At 25.1% G+C, this 17,857-nt stretch carries 16 protein-coding genes; 10 read left to right on the top strand and 6 right to left on the bottom strand.

Translation table 11 applies throughout. The annotated features are described in order from the left end of the window. The first annotated feature begins 149 nt into the window (after positions 1–149). The gene (locus BN1711_RS09035; protein WP_050607831.1) at positions 150–3,107 is read left to right on the top strand and encodes a bifunctional diguanylate cyclase/phosphodiesterase; all 2,958 of its coding nucleotides are present in this window, start codon (positions 150–152) and stop codon (positions 3,105–3,107) included. Between the two features lie 48 nt (positions 3,108–3,155). Here the strand turns inward: BN1711_RS09035 and BN1711_RS09040 are convergent, their stop codons facing one another. Beyond that, entirely contained in the window at positions 3,156–4,028 is an 873-nt protein-coding gene (locus BN1711_RS09040; RefSeq protein WP_279233075.1) for a patatin-like phospholipase family protein, read from the bottom strand. 905 nt (positions 4,029–4,933) lie between these two features. On the opposite strand from BN1711_RS09040, the gene BN1711_RS09045 reads away from it, so the two are divergent. Together BN1711_RS09045 and BN1711_RS09050 are read left to right on the top strand one after the other, a co-directional pair. Then, positions 4,934–6,373, top strand: a complete 1,440-nt coding sequence (locus tag BN1711_RS09045; RefSeq protein ID WP_050607832.1) for an alanine/glycine:cation symporter family protein — start codon at positions 4,934–4,936, stop codon at positions 6,371–6,373. A 124-nt stretch (positions 6,374–6,497) separates the two neighbouring features. Further along, positions 6,498–7,031 carry a helix-turn-helix domain-containing protein gene (locus tag BN1711_RS09050; protein ID WP_050607833.1) on the top strand — a complete coding sequence of 178 codons (534 nt, stop codon included), beginning with the start codon at positions 6,498–6,500 and terminating at the stop codon, positions 7,029–7,031. A gap of 55 nt (positions 7,032–7,086) precedes the next feature. On the opposite strand, the gene BN1711_RS12290 is transcribed toward BN1711_RS09050, so the two are convergent. Further along, positions 7,087–7,239, bottom strand: coding sequence for a Spo0E family sporulation regulatory protein-aspartic acid phosphatase (locus BN1711_RS12290; protein ID WP_082174097.1), 153 nt, complete (start codon positions 7,237–7,239; stop codon positions 7,087–7,089). A 382-nt stretch (positions 7,240–7,621) separates the two neighbouring features. Between BN1711_RS12290 and BN1711_RS09055 the strand changes: the two genes are divergently transcribed. Beyond that, entirely contained in the window at positions 7,622–8,377 is a 756-nt protein-coding gene (locus BN1711_RS09055) for a hypothetical protein (RefSeq protein WP_050607834.1), read from the top strand. A gap of 203 nt (positions 8,378–8,580) precedes the next feature. Next, positions 8,581–8,931, top strand: a complete 351-nt coding sequence (locus BN1711_RS09060) for a hypothetical protein (RefSeq protein WP_050607835.1) — start codon at positions 8,581–8,583, stop codon at positions 8,929–8,931. A 45-nt stretch (positions 8,932–8,976) separates the two neighbouring features. On the opposite strand, the gene BN1711_RS09065 is transcribed toward BN1711_RS09060, so the two are convergent. The 4 genes from BN1711_RS09065 to BN1711_RS09080 all read right to left on the bottom strand — a co-directional run bounded on the left by BN1711_RS09065 (position 8,977) and on the right by BN1711_RS09080 (position 12,240). Further along, a complete protein-coding gene (locus BN1711_RS09065; protein ID WP_050607836.1) occupies positions 8,977–9,516 on the bottom strand; it encodes a macro domain-containing protein in 540 nt (179 codons plus the stop codon). A 12-nt stretch (positions 9,517–9,528) separates the two neighbouring features. Next, positions 9,529–10,020, bottom strand: coding sequence for an LURP-one-related/scramblase family protein (locus tag BN1711_RS09070; RefSeq protein ID WP_050607837.1), 492 nt, complete (start codon positions 10,018–10,020; stop codon positions 9,529–9,531). Between the two features lie 129 nt (positions 10,021–10,149). Beyond that, the gene (locus BN1711_RS09075; protein ID WP_050607838.1) at positions 10,150–11,220 is read right to left on the bottom strand and encodes a hypothetical protein; all 1,071 of its coding nucleotides are present in this window, start codon (positions 11,218–11,220) and stop codon (positions 10,150–10,152) included. 12 nt (positions 11,221–11,232) lie between these two features. Further along, a complete protein-coding gene (locus tag BN1711_RS09080) occupies positions 11,233–12,240 on the bottom strand; it encodes a phosphodiester glycosidase family protein (RefSeq protein WP_050607839.1) in 1,008 nt (335 codons plus the stop codon). 276 nt (positions 12,241–12,516) lie between these two features. Here BN1711_RS09080 and BN1711_RS09085 point away from each other — a divergent pair, with 276 nt between their 5' ends. From BN1711_RS09085 to BN1711_RS09105, 5 genes are all read left to right on the top strand, one after another. Continuing rightward, complete coding sequence (locus tag BN1711_RS09085; protein WP_050607840.1) at positions 12,517–14,103, top strand: ABC transporter substrate-binding protein; 1,587 nt, start codon at positions 12,517–12,519, stop codon at positions 14,101–14,103. Positions 14,104–14,337: 234 nt separating this feature from the next. Next, positions 14,338–14,961 carry an ABC transporter ATP-binding protein gene (locus tag BN1711_RS09090; protein ID WP_050608481.1) on the top strand — a complete coding sequence of 208 codons (624 nt, stop codon included), beginning with the start codon at positions 14,338–14,340 and terminating at the stop codon, positions 14,959–14,961. Between the two features lie 11 nt (positions 14,962–14,972). Continuing rightward, positions 14,973–15,791 (top strand): COG1361 family protein, encoded by an 819-nt coding sequence (locus BN1711_RS09095; RefSeq protein ID WP_050607841.1) that lies wholly within the window; start codon positions 14,973–14,975, stop codon positions 15,789–15,791. Between the two features lies 1 nt (position 15,792). Next, a complete protein-coding gene (locus BN1711_RS09100) occupies positions 15,793–17,073 on the top strand; it encodes an ABC transporter permease (protein WP_050607842.1) in 1,281 nt (426 codons plus the stop codon). Positions 17,074–17,085: 12 nt separating this feature from the next. Beyond that, positions 17,086–17,775, top strand: coding sequence for a Yip1 family protein (locus BN1711_RS09105; protein ID WP_050607843.1), 690 nt, complete (start codon positions 17,086–17,088; stop codon positions 17,773–17,775). Positions 17,776–17,857: the final 82 nt, after the last annotated feature.

The following is a 17,857-nucleotide window of genomic DNA, read 5'->3' on the forward strand; positions in this document are numbered from 1 at the left end:
CTAAAATAATATTACTCTAACTACTATAAGATATTAAATTAATCTTAGAACCTACTCTATATAAAAACATCGTAAAGATTTAATAATACGTATATCTTATATGTTATAATGTTGATATATATATACATGTAAGGAGTAATTTATTTACTATGAGGAATTTTTTTTGTAAAACAAAAAAATTTTATATATTATTTTTTTTATTTATTATTTTATTCTTTATTAGCTATTCCCATTGTAATGCTCATGAAATTTATAGTTGTCCTGAAAATAATAAAACAAAAAATGTTTTAATAGTACATTCTTATAATAGAACATTTAAATGGACAAATGATACTACAAAAGGAATAGAATCTTCTATAAAAAATTCCTACTATAGTTTAAATATAAACCATGATTATATGGATTTAAATAGGATGTGTAATGAAGAATATTTTAAAACTTTTTATAATATGCAAAAATTAAAATATGAGAATTTTAAATTTGATGTGATAATTTGCTGTGATAATGGAGCTTTTAGATATTTTAATCAATATGGTAAAAATATTTTTCCTAATACTCCTGTTATATTCTGTGGCATTAATTCCATAAATACTCAACAAATAATAGAAAATCCTTTATTTAAAGCTGTAGAAGAAAACTTAAATTTAGAAGAAAATCTTAAAATTATATCTAAATTACAACCTAATATTAAAAAAATTATTTTCATTGGTAATTCGCATTTAATAGGTTCAAATTCATCAGAACATTTTAATAAAATTATAGCTAAATATAAAAGTAATTTTTCGTTTCAATTTGTAAAGCCTATTACTGTACAACAGTTAACAGATACATTAAAAAATTTAAATCCTAAAACTACAGCTGTAGTTTTTACATTAAATCCCATATTAGATAATTTAAACAGGGGAACTTACTTATCTAACCTAACTTATGATTCTTTTAAAAATAGTAAAGTTCCTTTATATTCTTTTTGGGATTTTGATTTAAATCATGGAACTATTGGAGGTAAACTTGTAAATGGCTTTAATGAAGGAAAATTAGCTGGTAATTTGGCTTTAAAAATTTTAAATGATGAAAACATAAATTCAATACCCAATATGAACATCCATGAAAATGAAATTATTTTCGATTATAATAAATTAACAAGTTTTAATATAAATTTAAAAAACTTACCTAAAAATTCTAAAATTATAAATAAACCTGAACCTTTTTATAAAACATATAAAAAGCTTGTTATTTTTATTATAGTATTTATAAGCTTATTACTTTTATTTATAATAATCCTATTTTTCTATGTAAGAGAAAAAGAAAAAAATAGAAAGAAACTAAATGAAAGCTATAATAAGTTGTCCTTAGTTTATGAAGAATTACTAAATACTGAAGATGAATTGAGAAAACAATTTTATGAACTACAAGCAAGTGAAGAAAAATTACGCATAAGCGAAGAAAGACACAAATTAGCATTAGAAGGTTCTAGTGATGCTATTTGGGAATGGAACACAAAAACAGATGAATTTTTTATATCAGATAAATGGACGGAAATTTCAGGATATAAAATTTGTAAAAATACAAAATTAAAAAATATATCTTCTGATTTTATACTATCAGAAGATAAATCTAAACTTATAAGTGCATTTAACAACTGCACCTTAAAAAATTCTAAATTGAATAATGAATTTAGAATTAAAACTAAAAGTAATAAAATTAAATGGCTTTTAATTAGAGGAACCTTTGTATCTCATTCCTGTTGCAATCCATTAAAAATGTGTGGATCTATAACAGATATTTCTCAAAGGAAAGTAGAAGAACAGTTTATAAAACAAATGGCTTTCTATGATCCCTTAACTAAATTACCTAATAAGCATTTTTTTATAAATAAATTAAAAAAAGAGATTAAAAACAGTATAAAGAATAATACCCAAGGTGCTGTTTTATTTATAGATCTAGATAATTTTAAAACCATAAATGATACTTTAGGACACTATTATGGTGATGAGCTCTTAAAAAATTTTAGCTTTAAAATAAATAAATTGTTAGATCATAAATCTATAGCTGCCCGGTTTGGTGGAGATGAGTTTTTAATATTAATTCCTGAAATAAAAAATCTAAAAGAAGTTAAATTACTTTATACTAATATTTTAGATATTTTTAAAAATCCTTTCAACCTAAATAATACTAAAAATTATCTTACTGGAAGTATAGGCGGCGCAATTTTCCCCAAAAATGGAACAAATGCTGATATTATATTTAAAAGCGTTGATATGGCTATGTACGCTGCAAAGCAAACAGGAAAAAACAAATTTTGTTTTTTTAATAAACAAATGTCAGATAAAGTTTTAAGAGCTATTAAAATAGAAAAAAACTTACGAACTGCTTTAGAAAATAATGAATTTACCATATATTATCAGCCACAAATTTCTCTATCCAAAGATAATTTATATGGTTTAGAAGCCATTCTTATATGGAATAACAAGGAACTTGGTATAGTTTCACCTAAAGATTTTATTCCTATAGCTAAAGAAACTAAACTTATTATTCCTATAGGAAAATGGTTGATAAAAAATGTTTGCACTCAATGTAAACTTTGGCTAGAAAAAGGTTATAAATTTAACTCTATATCTGTTAGTATAACTGCAACTCAACTTAGTCAAGATGATTTTATAAATATCATAAAGGATAATATGAAAACCATGAATATTCTACCAAATTTACTGCATATTCAGATATCTGAAAATTCATTAATGAAATCAATATATAATAACATAGCTAAACTAACTGAATTAAAAAAATTAGGTGTAGGAATTACATTAGACAATTTTGGATATGGTTCTTCCTCTTTAAATTATTTTAAAAAAATACCCTTGGATACTTTGAAAATTCATAAATCTTTTATAAATAATATATGTGAAGATTATGAACAAAACATAATTACTAAAGAAATAATACGTCTTTGTAATAAATTAAATTACGTTATAATAGCAGACGGTATAGAAAATTCATCCCAATTGGAAACTCTTAAAAATATGAATTGTGATATAGGACAAGGATCTTACTTTAGTAAACCTATATCAAAAGAAAATGTGGAAATATTACTTCAAAACACTTTATAATAAATTAAGTGAAACCATCAGTATTTTAATATGATGGTTTTATTTTCATTATATAACCCTTGTATTTTCCCCTCCCATAAATCTTATAATCTTTTTATAATTTTTTGTAGCATCATTATATCCATTTTCTAAAAGTTGTGTTAATTTTCTAGGGTTCTTTTCAAATCTTTCTACATTTAAAGGTTTAGATGGTCTTAAAACTAAAACCTTACCCTCTTTCTCTAAAGCATCTATATAATCTAAAGTTTGATTATAGTTTTTATACCTATATTTTAATGTTTTTAAAAGTTTGGGATAATTCTTATATTTAATCTCTAATATTTTATATAATTTATTAGGTGTTTTTCTATAATTTCTATTTCTAGTTAATACTATTATATTTTTACCGTTACCATCTTGTATAGACTTCTTTATAGGAATTGCATCAGATAAACCTCCATCTAAAAGTTCATACCCCTTAAATTTCACTATAGGAGATACTAAAGGAAGTGAAGAAGATGCTCTGAGCACGTTAAATTTTTCATCTATATCATCTTTAGTAAAATATATAGGTTTTCCAGTACTACAATCTGTAGTACCTATTAAAAATTTACAAGAAGAGTTATAAAAACTTTTAAAATCAAATGGTATATGTTTATTTGGTATCTCGTTAAATATAAAATCCATTCCAAAGAAAGAACCTTCTTTTATAAAGTTTTTAATACTCATATATCTTTTATCATTTATAAAATTCAAATTTATCTTTTCATTTCTCCCTTTTTGCCCTGAAATATAAGACATTGCATTACAAGCCCCTGCAGATACTCCTATAACATAACTAAAATAAATTTGTCTTTCTATAAAAAATTCTAATACTCCACAAGTATAAGCTCCTCTCATACCTCCCCCTTCAAGTACTAACCCTATATTTGCATCCTCCAATTATATTCATCCTTTCTAATATTTATCTTTTTATTGCATCCCATTTTACATTATTTATATTTTTTACAACTAATAACCATTATATACCTTTGATATATAAATCTCTATATTATAAAAAATATACTATTTAAATAATGTTTTATTTAATAAAAACAATAACATTATTATAAAAATTAGCATAATATATAACTGTATTGATTTAATACATTTTTCTACTTTTCATAAATCTTCATATGAACTAACCTTATGACCCCCATACGGTCGTGCTTTTGCACGACCTTGTTTTTTATAAATATAAAGCAAAAAAACTTTTAAAGTTTTTTTGCTTTATATTTATAAATTTCTTGTTAAAAACAACCTATAAAAGCTTTTGGTTAATTTTAAATTTTTTGCTTTTATGATAATTAAAATTACTAAGTAAATTATAATAATGTTAGTATATATTATTACTTTTTATAAATCAAATAAAAAAACTTATAACAGCTTTTCTCTATAAAAATAGTAATAATTGTTTTTTATTTTCTAGTTTTGCATTTTTACTTGCAATTGTATATATTCAGATTTTAATATGTTTTTTATTTTTATTCATTAATTTCTTATTTTTTTACACTTGAAAAATCTTCACTTCCTTCAAAATACTAGAGATTGAATAATGTATTATATATTATTTCAAAATATTTTTTAATAATATTTGTATTTATTAATAAAAAATATATAAGATTATCACATTTTGCCTTTAGACTAGTTATTATAGCATATTCATGTATAAGATCTCATTGACTTCCCTTGTTGCATTTTTCTGAATATAATAAAAATTGATATTTTGCTTTTTTTCTGATACAATTTCTATATCTTAAAAAAAACAAATAAATTTATAAATATAAACAAAAGAGGTGAACATAATTATGGGCATTTTTGAAAATATTATATCTACTACAAATAATTTATTATGGTCTTATATTCTGATAATAATGCTTATTTCTTTAGGACTTTATTTTTCATTTAAAACAAAGTTTGTTCAAATACGATATTTTAAAGAAATGTTTAAATTATTAGGGGAAGGTGCTAGTAATTCTGTAAGAGGAAAAAAAGAGAAAAAAGGAGTTTCTTCTTTTCAGGCCTTTTGTATTAGTACTGCCTCAAGGGTTGGTACTGGTAATTTAGCTGGTGTGGCTATAGCTATAGCGTCTGGCGGACCTGGTGCTGTGTTTTGGATGTGGATTATAGCTTTAATTGGTGGTGCTTCAAGCTTTGTTGAAAGTACCTTAGCTCAAATTTATAAAGTTGAAGATGATCATGGCTTTAGAGGTGGACCTGCTTATTATATGGAAAAAGCTTTAAATAAACGTTGGCTGGGAATTATATTCTCTATATTAATTACTATAAGTTTTGGTCTTGTTTTTAATTCTGTACAATCAAATACTATTTCTTTGGCCTTTGAACAAGCCTTTGGAGTTAAAACTATTGTTATTGGCTCATTGCTTGCATTGAGTACTTCTGTGATAATATTTGGCGGAATTAAAAGAGTAGCAAAAGTCGCTGAAGTTATAGTTCCTATAATGGCCACAGCTTACGTATTGGTTGCTTTGTTCGTATTATTTAAAAATATAACAATCATACCAAAAATATTTAATCTTATAATAGAAAATGCTTTTGGTGTAAGACAAGTTATGGGTGGCGGATTAGGAGCAGCTGTTTTAATGGGAATTAAAAGAGGATTATTTTCAAATGAAGCTGGTATGGGAAGTGCTCCAAACGCTGCCGCAACTGCCACTGTAACGCATCCTGTTAAACAAGGTCTTATTCAGACCCTAGGAGTTTTTACAGATACGCTTTTAATTTGTAGTGCAACTTCATTCATAGTATTAATTTCAGGAAGTTATATAAATTCAAACTTAACAGGTATCCAACTTACACAAACAGCTTTAAGCTCTGAGGTAGGTCCTTGGGGAAATACTTTTATAGCACTTTGCATACTTTTATTTGCCTTTAGTTCTATTGTAGGTAACTATTATTATGGTGAAACAAATATAGGATTCTTAAGGGGAAATAAAATTTGGTTATTCTTATATAGAGCTGCTGTAGTAGGAATGGTCTTATTTGGATCCGTAGCTAAAATACAAATTGTTTGGGATATGGCAGATTTATTTATGGGAATTATGGCTATTATAAATCTAATTGCTATATCAATGCTATCTAAGATTGCTTTTGATGCATTAAAAGATTATGATATACAAAAGAAATCTGGTAAAGAACCTGTATTTTTTAAAGATAGTATACCTTACTTGAAAAATGTAGAAGCATGGCCAAGTCGTGAAGAATATAAAGAAGATACCGCAGTTTAAAACATATTTAAGTTATTCATGATGGACTTTTGATATAATATCAGAAGTCTATCATTATTATATCAACTTTTTATTTTAATTTTATGTTATAATCTATAATATATATATTTTATAGGAGGACAACATGGATTTAGGAGAAAAAATAAAATATTACAGAAAGAAAAAAGGACTTACCATAAAAGAATTATCTGAGCTAACTGATTTATCTATAGGTTTTATTAGTAATTTAGAAAGAGACTTAAATAGTCCTTCTGTAAGCAATCTTCAACAAATATGTGAAGTATTAGATATAAATCTAATGGAAATATTAAATTCCAATAACGATAGGCAATATATAGTACTTAAAAATAATCGCAAGGAAATTTTTTCTACGGAAGACAATAAGATACAGTTTGAAATGCTTACTTCTGGAAACAAAGAATTAAATGGTATAGCAATTACTATAGAAGGAAATACAGATTATAATGATACTTCTTGGGGACATAATTATGATGAATTAGGAGTAGTTGTTAGGGGATGTTTGGAAATACAATTGGATTCTGAAACATATACACTTTATGAAGGTGATAGTATTTATATAAATAAGTTCACTCCTCATAAGTATAAAAACCCTTCTCATGAAACTAATATCACTTACTGGTTTTCTATAAAAACTTAATAAAAAATAAAAGTATATAGTTTATATATACTTAAACTTTTAATATTTTTTAAATTTAATTTATTAATTTTTGTTCATTATAATATACATATATAAGCTTGTCTAATTCTTGACTTAATTTCAATACTTCGCCCTCATAAAGTGTTGCATCATTTTCTAACAATTTATTTAATTTTTCTTGAGCTTTTTTTAATGAAATAGCAATCATTGTCAATTTATACCTCCATTTATTTTTTAACACATGCTTAATTATACAATCACTTGCCAAAAAGTTCAACATTTTACTATATTTTGTATATTTGATTTTGTTATACATATTATTACTTTTTATTATAATTATTTATTTCATTTTTACATATATCAATTATTTTATATTCATTTATTATTTCTTCAACATAATTAACAAATTTATATTTCTAACATTTATTATTATACTATTTTAGAGTAATTTTTAAAATTGTTAATATATGCTCCTTTACTTAGAATAATTTATTTGATACAATTATAAAGTAAATACAATATAGTACAAGCACTTGATTACTCTAATATATCACGCATACAAATATTTTACATATAAGGAAGGATATTTTATGAATAAAAATCATAAATTTGATAAACATTTTAAAAAATTAAGTGAAGAAGAAAATCAAGAAAAATACATAAAAGAAATGCATGAAATGGCCGATAAAAATGCCAAAAAAAATAATGCTATCTTTATATCGGTGATTATACCTATATTAATAATTTGTGTAATAGTAATTAAACAAATTTGCTCTTTCTCCTTCAATGTATCAAAAAATACAAAATCACAACCTACTACTTCACAATCAGTAAATAATAACTCAAATAAAACAAAAACTAAAAAAGGAAATACTAAAAATAACGAAGTATTAGCTTTAAATTCACAAATAGCTAAATATATAGAAAATCAATCTAATAGAGAAAAATCTTTAAAGGAAGCCTTAAAAATAAATAAAGATAGTAACAAGGGTGTTTCAATTATATATATTTCTCAAATATTAAGAGATAATAAATTGAATATACCTAAAAATACCATAAGTACAAAAGGCTTAATGCAAGAATTAGAAAAACAAAATTGGGAAAAAATAACAGATTATAAAAAATTGCAAAAAGGTGACATTTGTTTCACAACTACAGATAATTCTGGCTCACCATCTCATGCTTATATTTTTATGGGATGGATAAATGAAGGGAAAACCGATTATGCTAATGTATGCGATGGACAAATATCTGATTATAGTAGTACGATTCATAAAAGAAATATAAGTATATCTACTCCCGAAAAAGATAAAATAGGTTTCTTCATGAGGAAACCTAATAAATAGACAAAAATCAGCTAGTCATTAATATGACTAGCTGATTTTCTTCATTAATACTATTAACAAATATACTATTTTAAATTTAAGGAAGTATTTTATTATCATTGTTACCATTATTATAAAAAATATTCATTAAAATAAAAAAATTTTACTTTTATTATTACATATATAAAAAAAACATAACTATAATATGTTTAGAGGTGTTCTTTATGATTATTAATATTTCAAAACAAGCTGAAAATAACTTATTAAAAATGTTAAGTGACAATAACTATTCTTGTGTTAGATTTCATCAATTAAAAAGTTGTTGTGGCAATGCTCTTGTAGATATCTTATTAGATGATATTAAAAAAAATGATATAATTTATAAAATTAATAATTTAACTGTAGTATACGATAAGAATTTAAGTGAAAAAGTAAAATCTATAGAAGTTATATTTAAAAATAATACATTTATGATGAAAATAATCCCAACAACAGATAAAAGGTCTAATTGTACTAATTGCAGTGGTTGTCACAAAAATTCTAACTGTGCTAATTGCTGTAATCATAATAAGTAAAATATGCCTAATAATTCAATAGGCATATTTTACTTATTACTATATTTATATTAAAATAGCTCTTTCCTTTTGTAAAAATACATTATAAGTTTTCTTATCATAATTACACATAATCACACGTTCTATACTAGTATGGTTATCTTTTAAATATTGAATAGTAGTTTCTAAAAGTACTTGTGCACATTTATCCTTGGGATATCCAAATATTCCTGAACTTATAGCTGGCATAGATATTGATTTTAAATTATACATATCTGCTAAATTTAATGCTGTATTTACTGATTTCATTAACTTTTCATCTTCTTGTCCTTCTCCCATTTTAGGGCCCACTACATGAATTACAAATTTACAAGGAAGATTATATCCTAAAGTTATTATTCCCTTTCCCGAAGGAATCTGTCCTGATTTTTCTATAATTTTTCTGCTATGTTCTTGTAATAAATCACCTGCTCTAGTAGCAATAGTTAACGCTGCCCCACCTTTATGTATCATAAAGCCATTAGCTGGATTTACTATAGCATCTGTTTCCTCCTTTGTAATATCCCCTTGTTTAATAAATATAGTTTTTTCACCTATTTTGATCATAAAATTCACCCTTTAATCTTCTTCTTTATTTTTATTATTATGTATTACCTCGTCTATAATAATAACTATAGCCAGAATAAGGATTTGACTTTCTCCATCCTTTATATTTACTTCATAGCAATCTTTTATTGATAATAATCTTTTCTTTACTATAGCTATTTTTTTTCCTTGCTTTTGTATATAAAAATTATAGTGAAATATATCTCCCTTAACCTCATAATTTCCTATTACACTTTCTACTAAAAATACAGGTTTTATAAAGCTAACTTGCTTTTTTACAATTGCTACATCATTACCATTAATATTTATGTAGTATTTAGGAACTATCTTTATAATTTTTTCTTTAATATAAACAACTTCTCTATCATAAGTATCATACATTCTAAATTTTTTTCCTAAAGACATAAGGCTACCTTCTACTTTATATAGTTTTTGTCCTTCTTCATTTTCAACTATGTACTTATCCCTTATAGAAAATAATTTTTGCTTTATAATAAACTTCATATTTATCATCCTTTTTTATTTATTACATCAAATTTATAATAACATATTTTTACTTGAATATTAATTAATATGAACAAAAACACTATGAAAATTCATATAATAAAATCTCATAGTGTCATGTACCAATATTTAGTTTTTGTCAAAATCTATAGTTTTTATTAAAATTTTATTGCCACTTCTAGAAACTATTCCATTATTAAATATATCAATAAATTTACCCGTGTATTTAAATTCTTGCTTTGAAGATACCTCTTTTAATTTATTATCTTCATTCTCTACAATAAATACATGTCTATTAGTACCTATTTTTATATTCTGTGCTTCCACACTATTATTTAATACCAACTCTCTTTTATTAAGTGTTTTTTCTCCTAAGCCCCAGTAAACAATTTGATCTATTTTCTTTTCTGATGCATTTAAATTAGTTCTTCCTAAATATATTCTATCCCCATCATCTATCTTTAAAATAGAATATGCGTATCCATTTTCTCCAGATATATTATTTTCATTACCTTCTATATATATATTGTTATTATTTTTATTTTCATAAACTAATTTATCTTCACTATTCATTACAGCTATTTCTCCAATATTATTTCCTATATTTTTTATTCTTTGAAGCTCTGCCATAGTGTTTATTCTATACATTCTGTTTCTTCCCGCTGCATTTTTCAATTTTACATATATAGTATTAGTAGCAGTAGATAAAGTCATTTTATCTATATTATAGCTTCCAGATGGTAAATTTATTATGGTCTTTTTACCATTGTTATCCTCTAACTGGAATCTTTCACCTCTTTCACTATCATAAGAATAAAAAGTTAAATAATGGCCTCCACCTTCCTCTGACTTTTCTCCTATAAATAGTATATTTCTATCTGGTAGCCATGAAGTATAATTTATTTCCCCATTATTAAATTGTACACTTTTTTCTTTTTTATCTTTTGCATCTACTATAACTATTTTATTCTCATAGTAATAAGATATATACTCTCCACTATAAGATACTTGTATATTTTTAGCCTCTTCCGGTATGTCTATAGACACATTCCTTTTTAAAGTTTTATTATTATCCTCTACCTTACTTATCTTAAAATCTTTTGAGGAAGATAAGTAAACTCTATCAATAAAAAGTAAGCATAAAAAGGATATTACTAAAGGAATAATCGTCCATATAAAAAATAATTTTATTTTTTTCATAAGTACTCTCCTTTATGGTTCTACATATAAAACTGTGGCCACTGTTCTCTCTCCATCCCAGTTACAAGGTCTATTTATAACTTTTCCGTTATAATACATAGTAGATGAAGATCCACCATCTAAATTACTAGCATTTACTACTCCTCTTTGAAGTAATATATTTTCCACATCATCTAAAGTTGCTCCTTGTTTTATTCCTCTTCGTCCATCTATAACAAGAAATACTATTGTACCATCCTTTTTCTGACCTACTGCAGTTCTGGGGTTTATTCCCTCATTATAGTGTATAGGCTGACCATTAACTATTAATGTATTCCTAAAGGAAAGTGCCTCCACTACTCCCTGACTTAGAAGTTCCTCTACAGTATGGTTTCCCACTATTAGAAGTCCGTCCTTGGTAAAAGCAGTAACATTAGCTTTTTCTCCTCTTTTAAAATCGTTATATATAACTTTTCCTTTAGATATGACCAGTCCTTCAGGATATGCACCTGTACCTGTCCATAGCTTTCCATCGGAAGATACATCTCTAAATCCTCCTCCATTAACTGCCGCTATGGCCCTATTTCTTTTAGCTATTTGACTAGTTCTTTCACCCATTTTTCCTAAGTATTGAGTAAATCCTATTTTAACTTTCTTGGGATTTTTAATCTCAATTATATACCCGTCAAACTTAGCATTACTTATATCATATCTCTCAATAGAATTTTTTCCTGTGTTTTGTATATTTATTCCACTAGTATCCTCGGCCATAGCAGGTTTAGAATTACCTTTATTTAATATTTTATTTATTTTTTCTTCGGATAAAAATGTAGTTGCAATATATTGATGTTTATATGTTGCCATTGCTGTTCCAACTATAGTATTTCTAACGCCATCAAAAGGTCCATAAAAAACTAATAATATTGTAAATACAATACCTATTACAAATTCATATAATATAAAAAACATAAGTCTTTTTAAAAAAGACTTCTTATTTTTCTTTTTATTTTTTACTCTTGATTTATTTCGCTTTTTAGACATAATTACCTCTTTCTAATAATTATTTTAATGTAACATTATAATTATATCAAAAAAATAGAATTCTGTGTAACAAATAGTTTACAAGTATTATATTCGTAGTACCTTAAAAAATTATAATAAAATATATTCCTAGAATTTTAAATCTAAAAATATCTATATATATTGCAATTAACAGTAACTTATTCTATAATATAATATTGTTCTTTCGTTAATTAACATTTTTGTAATTAAATGTTATAATTTTGCTAATAGTATTTATCTAGGGAGGGATCTTTAATGAAACTAAAAAAGTTATTTACGGCAATTTTAATAGCCTTTATAGCTTTTACTCTTACCGCCTGCAATAATAAAAAAAATTCTAATAGTAACAATAGTTATAAGGTAAAAATTAGAAACGGAGGAAATATAATTTTTTCCATAGACTCAAGTCCAGAAATATTAAATCCTTTATATTCCTACGACAGAGCTACTATGACTATAAATAATGCTATCTTCTCTCCATTGTTTACTATACATGGGGAAAAGATTGATTATTATCTCGCAGATAACATCACACATTCTAAAGATTATTTAACCTATACATTAAAACTAAAGAAAAATTTAAAATGGCATGATGGAAAACCTTTAACTGTAGATGATATAGTATTTACTATGGAAAAAATAATGGATAAAAGGCAAAATACATTTCTTAGAGAATTATTTATTATAAATAATAAACCTATAACAGTAAAAAAAATAAATAATGATACTATAGAATTTAAATTACCTAGTATACAAATGGCTTTTTTAAACTCATTATCACAAGTGAGCCCTATTCCTAAACATGTGTTTTCTGAGGAAAATGATATACAAAAAAGCTCCAAAAACAATCATCCCATAGGCTCTGGACCATTCAAATTTAAAAACTTTAATAAAAATAAGGATATTGTTTTAGAAAGATTCGATAATTATTTTAGAGGAAAAGCACATTTAGATTCTATAACTTATAAAGTATTAAAAAACAAAAATTCTATTGATGAAAACATCAGTTCTGTGGAAAACCACGTCAGATACATAAAGCCAAAAGACATAAAAAAATTTAAAGATAGTGAGCATTATAATATTATAACCTTTGAAGAAGGTATGGTTGATGGTATAATTTTAAATTGCATTAGACCAAATCTAAATAAAAAAGAAGTAAGGCAAGCTATTGCTTATAGTTTAAATAAGGAAGGTCTACTAAAAGCAGGTTATGAATCCGAAAAATATGCACAAAAAGCTTATAATATATTTCCCATAAATACTTTATATTACAATAAAAATATTAATAAGTATAAACAAAATAAGAATATGGCAAAAGATTTATTAAAAAAAACTAATATCAAAAATATAACACTTTCCCTTGTTTATGTAAAATCTAACAAACCTGACGAGAATAAAGCTTTAGTAGTTCAAAAAAACCTAAAAGATATTGGTATAAATGTAGAACTTAAACCACTTGATAAAGATAGTTTTATTCAAGAAATATTCATAGATCAAAGAAAAAATTATGATTTTATATTTAATGGATACATAATGGGATGTGATCCAGATTCCTACAAAGATATATTTATGACAGATAAACAATATAATACCTCTAATTATAGCAATAAAGAAGTAGATGATTTATGGACTAAAGCTAGTATAGAAACTGACAAATCCAAAAGAAAATATCTTTATAAAGATATTCAAAATAAAATAATAGATGATATGCCTATATACCCTATTGCTAATCCAAAATCTATAATAGCAATAAGCAAAAAAATTGGTGGTATAAAAGAAGCTAAACCTGTTCCAATATTTATGTTTCAAGACTTATCAAAACTCTATATAATAGAAAATTAATATATAAAAGGACAGTTCATTAAAAGAATAATATTACTCTTTTAATGAACTGTCCTTTAATTTAAATACTTTATAAACTTTATTAAATATATTATAATTTTTTATTAACAAATTTATTGACAGTATATGTGAACGCATGTATACTGTGTATATACTATATATACAATTTAAGGAGGTGAGTAATTGAGCTTAATTGAAATAAAAAATGTAAGTAAAAACTTTTTTTTAGCTAAAATGGAGGTTAATATATTAAAAAATATATCTCTAAACATAAACGAAGGTGATTTCGTGGCACTTATAGGTGAATCTGGTTCTGGAAAATCTACTTTACTAAACATTATGGGTGGTTTAATGCCTCCTTCCTCTGGTGAAGTAACTATAGCTAATGAAAAAGTAACTGGATTATGTGAAAATGAATTAGCACTTTTTAGAAGACGACATATGGGATTTGTATTTCAATCCTATAATTTAATTCCCCAACTTACCGCTTTAGAAAATGTAGAGCTTCCTCTTATTTTTTCTGGTATAAATAAAAAAGAAAGAAAAGATAAAGCCTTAAAAATGCTTGAAAAAGTTGGATTAGTAGAAAGAGTTTATCACAAGCCTTCAGAATTATCTGGCGGTCAACAGCAAAGAGTTTCCATTGCTAGAGCTTTAGTAAATAACCCTAAAATAATTTTAGCTGATGAACCTACTGGAAACTTAGATAGTAAAAACGGTTTAGAAGTCTTAGAAATGCTAAAAAATTTAAATGAAACTACTAATCAAACCTTTGTAATAGTTACTCACTCATCTAAGGTTTGCGAATATGCCACTAAAATAGTCAAAATTGCAGATGGACAAATTGTTTCTAATTAAGGAGGATTAAAATGAAAAAGCTAATATATATTTTTACATTTATTTTTTTCATATCAATAGTTCCATTTTCTATAGTACATGCAGATTCTGGTACAATAACTTTAACTAAAGTTAATACTTCCCCTGAAACTATAGAGCCTGGTAATAAATTTAAAATTAACTTTTCTATAAAAAATAATAAAGATTCTAAATTAAAAGACGTAATAATTACATTAGTAGGATTAGAAGGCAAAAATACTTTAACTGGATTTTCTCCTGTAGGAACCACTAATGAAATTTATGTGGGGGATATTTCAAATTACTCTACTAATAGTAATTCGATAAACATGATTTGTGATCCTTCTCTAAAAGCTGGTAGCTATAATCTTACAGTAAAAATTAGCTATAAACTTTATGGACAATATAATGAAGAAACTAGAGTTATAGGAATAGTTTTAGGTAATAAACCTAATTTAATTATAACTTCTGTTAATAATAAGGATTCCGATAATGGCAAAAAACTCAATGTGAACTTTATAAATAGTGGTAGAGGTACATTAAAAGATGTTATGGTAAATGTTACTGCAAAAGATAAACACTTTTCAAAATTCTTTGGAACTATGGAATCTGAGGATGAGAATGAATTCTCACAGGAATTAAATTTATCTGGTAATATTAATGGTAAAATTGAGATTTCTTATAAAGATGAATTAAATAAAGAAGGTAAAATAATTCAAGATTTTAATATCAAAGGTGAAAAAATTGATACTAATTCTAATAATAAAAATAAAAAAGGTGTTTTAAGCCACATTGGTTCTTTCTTTAAAGCTTTATTAGGAATAGGTGATTAATATGAAACTTAATGACCTTATAGAAATTATTTGGAATAATCTCTGGAAAAGAAAAGCTAGAACTTTACTAACTATGTTAGGTGTAGTTATTGGAAGTATAGCTATATATGTAATTATTTCTTTGGGAAATGGATTCCAAAAATACATGTCTAGTCAATTAAATTCTTTAGGAGATATAAACACTATAACAGTTTCTCCTTATAATGACTCTATGGCTATGTATGATAATTCTAAGGGTAAAAATAAGAAAAAAATTTTAAATAAAAAAAATATAACTGAATTAGAAAAATTAAATTATGTCAAATATGTAGTTCCTAAACTATCTGAAGATATATCTCTATCTTACAAAAAAAATGATATTAATTCTGCTATGCTTCAAGGTATGACTATGAAAAATTATAGTAAAGATCATGAATTGCTATTAGGAAAATTTCCTAAGGACTCAAAAAATGAAGTAGTTTTAGGATACAAAATTGCAGCTTATCTTTTAAATATTAAAGATACTAAAAACATAAAAAATGAAGACTTAGAAAAAATCCTTAGAAAAAAAATCAAAATTAAAGTTTCTACAGTAAATGACAAAGGTGAAGATGAATGGAAAACCTATTCTGTTAGGATAACTGGTATTTGCAAGGAAAACTTTTCTGATGACTTCAGTATAAAATCTCCTATAAACTTCGCCAAAAATATAGTAGAATACAAAAACAAGGATAATAATTTTCTTAAAAATAAAGGTTATAACAATATAGATTTAGTGCTTAAAAATCAAGATGATAGTTCTAAAGCTGAACAATATCTAAAGGACCATGGATATTTATACTCTTCATTTAAACAAATGCAAGATAGTATAGGAAAAACCCTAAATGGTATTAAATTAATACTAGGTGCTATCGGTGGTATATCTCTATTAGTTGCAGCCTTTGGAATAGCTAATACTATGAATATGTCTATATTAGAGCGAAGAAAAGAAATTGGTATTATGAAAGTCGTTGGTGCATCAATTGGAGATATAAAAAGAATTTTTATAGGAGAAGCTACTGCTATTGGTTTTATGGGTGGAATAATAGGCATAGTAATTGGAAGCCTAATAGGATTTATTATAAATCTTGCATTAAAATCTAAACTTTCATCATCTGGTGGAAGCGTAAAAGTAGCTGTTTCTAGTTTAGGACTAGTATTATTCGTTTTATTATTTTCATCTTTAGTTGGATTTTTATCAGGATTATATCCTGCCACTAAAGCTTCTAAATTAAATGTTATAAATTCTATAAAAGATGAATAGGAGGAATTTAAAATGGAAGAAAATCAAACTAATACTATAGAAAAATTAACTTTTAAAGAAAAGGTAACTTATTTCTTTAAATCACCATCAAAATTATTTAAGGCTACAGCAACTGAAAAGCCTAAAATTTGGCCATTACTTTTATTCGTATCTTTGTGTACTTTAATAAATGCTCTAGCCTTTTCCAGTACTTCAAAGACTGTTAGGGATGAACTAATAAAGAAAGGCACTAAAGGTATGGATATAAAAACGGCAGAAATAACTAAAAATATTATGACCAAAATTATGAGTCCTACTTATCATTGCATCTCCTCTTTAGTAGGAGTAATTATAGGTACATTCTTTATAGCATTCCTTATATTTATATTATTTAAAATTTGTAAGACTCATATAAATTATAAACAAACTGTATTTATATGTTTAGTATCTTCTGTAGCTACATCTATTGGGCTTGTATTTAAAGCTATATATATGTTCATATCCAAAAGACCTGTAGGGGTGGAAGCTATTACAAACCCTTCTGTTAAATCCGCTTTAATGAGTTCTTTAGATATATTTTCTATATGGTATTATGTCATTTTAGGAATAGGAATATATACTGTAGGAAAAACTTCTAAAAGGAAAGCTACAATTATAACTATAATATTAGCTGCGATTACTGTAGGTTTTACACTTTTATCTGTTAAATCTAAAATGCATTAATTAAACATATTTTAAATGAATAATAAGGTTCCCTTTTTAACAAATAAAAATGGGAACCTTTTATTAATAAACACAAAAAACT

The sequence above is a fragment of the Clostridium niameyense genome, from assembly GCF_001243045.1.
Taxonomy (GTDB): Bacteria; Bacillota; Clostridia; order Clostridiales; family Clostridiaceae; genus Clostridium_F; species Clostridium_F niameyense.

What these genes read in the sequence shown, in the direction of transcription:
- BN1711_RS09065 (WP_050607836.1), bottom strand. Translation starts at nt 9,516, where the DNA reads ATGATCAAAATAGGTGAAAAAACTATATTTATTAAACAAGGGGATATT.
- BN1711_RS12290 (WP_082174097.1), bottom strand. Translation starts at nt 7,239, where the DNA reads ATGATTGCTATTTCATTAAAAAAAGCTCAAGAAAAATTAAATAAATTG.
- BN1711_RS09050 (WP_050607833.1), top strand. Translation starts at nt 6,498, where the DNA reads ATGGATTTAGGAGAAAAAATAAAATATTACAGAAAGAAAAAAGGACTT.
- BN1711_RS09035 (WP_050607831.1), top strand. Translation starts at nt 150, where the DNA reads ATGAGGAATTTTTTTTGTAAAACAAAAAAATTTTATATATTATTTTTT.
- BN1711_RS09090 (WP_050608481.1), top strand. Translation starts at nt 14,338, where the DNA reads ATGGAGGTTAATATATTAAAAAATATATCTCTAAACATAAACGAAGGT.
- BN1711_RS09085 (WP_050607840.1), top strand. Translation starts at nt 12,517, where the DNA reads ATGAAACTAAAAAAGTTATTTACGGCAATTTTAATAGCCTTTATAGCT.
- BN1711_RS09070 (WP_050607837.1), bottom strand. Translation starts at nt 10,020, where the DNA reads ATGAAGTTTATTATAAAGCAAAAATTATTTTCTATAAGGGATAAGTAC.
- BN1711_RS09060 (WP_050607835.1), top strand. Translation starts at nt 8,581, where the DNA reads ATGATTATTAATATTTCAAAACAAGCTGAAAATAACTTATTAAAAATG.
- BN1711_RS09080 (WP_050607839.1), bottom strand. Translation starts at nt 12,240, where the DNA reads ATGTCTAAAAAGCGAAATAAATCAAGAGTAAAAAATAAAAAGAAAAAT.
- BN1711_RS09105 (WP_050607843.1), top strand. Translation starts at nt 17,086, where the DNA reads ATGGAAGAAAATCAAACTAATACTATAGAAAAATTAACTTTTAAAGAA.
- BN1711_RS09100 (WP_050607842.1), top strand. Translation starts at nt 15,793, where the DNA reads ATGAAACTTAATGACCTTATAGAAATTATTTGGAATAATCTCTGGAAA.
- BN1711_RS09045 (WP_050607832.1), top strand. Translation starts at nt 4,934, where the DNA reads ATGGGCATTTTTGAAAATATTATATCTACTACAAATAATTTATTATGG.
- BN1711_RS09075 (WP_050607838.1), bottom strand. Translation starts at nt 11,220, where the DNA reads ATGAAAAAAATAAAATTATTTTTTATATGGACGATTATTCCTTTAGTA.
- BN1711_RS09055 (WP_050607834.1), top strand. Translation starts at nt 7,622, where the DNA reads ATGAATAAAAATCATAAATTTGATAAACATTTTAAAAAATTAAGTGAA.
- BN1711_RS09095 (WP_050607841.1), top strand. Translation starts at nt 14,973, where the DNA reads ATGAAAAAGCTAATATATATTTTTACATTTATTTTTTTCATATCAATA.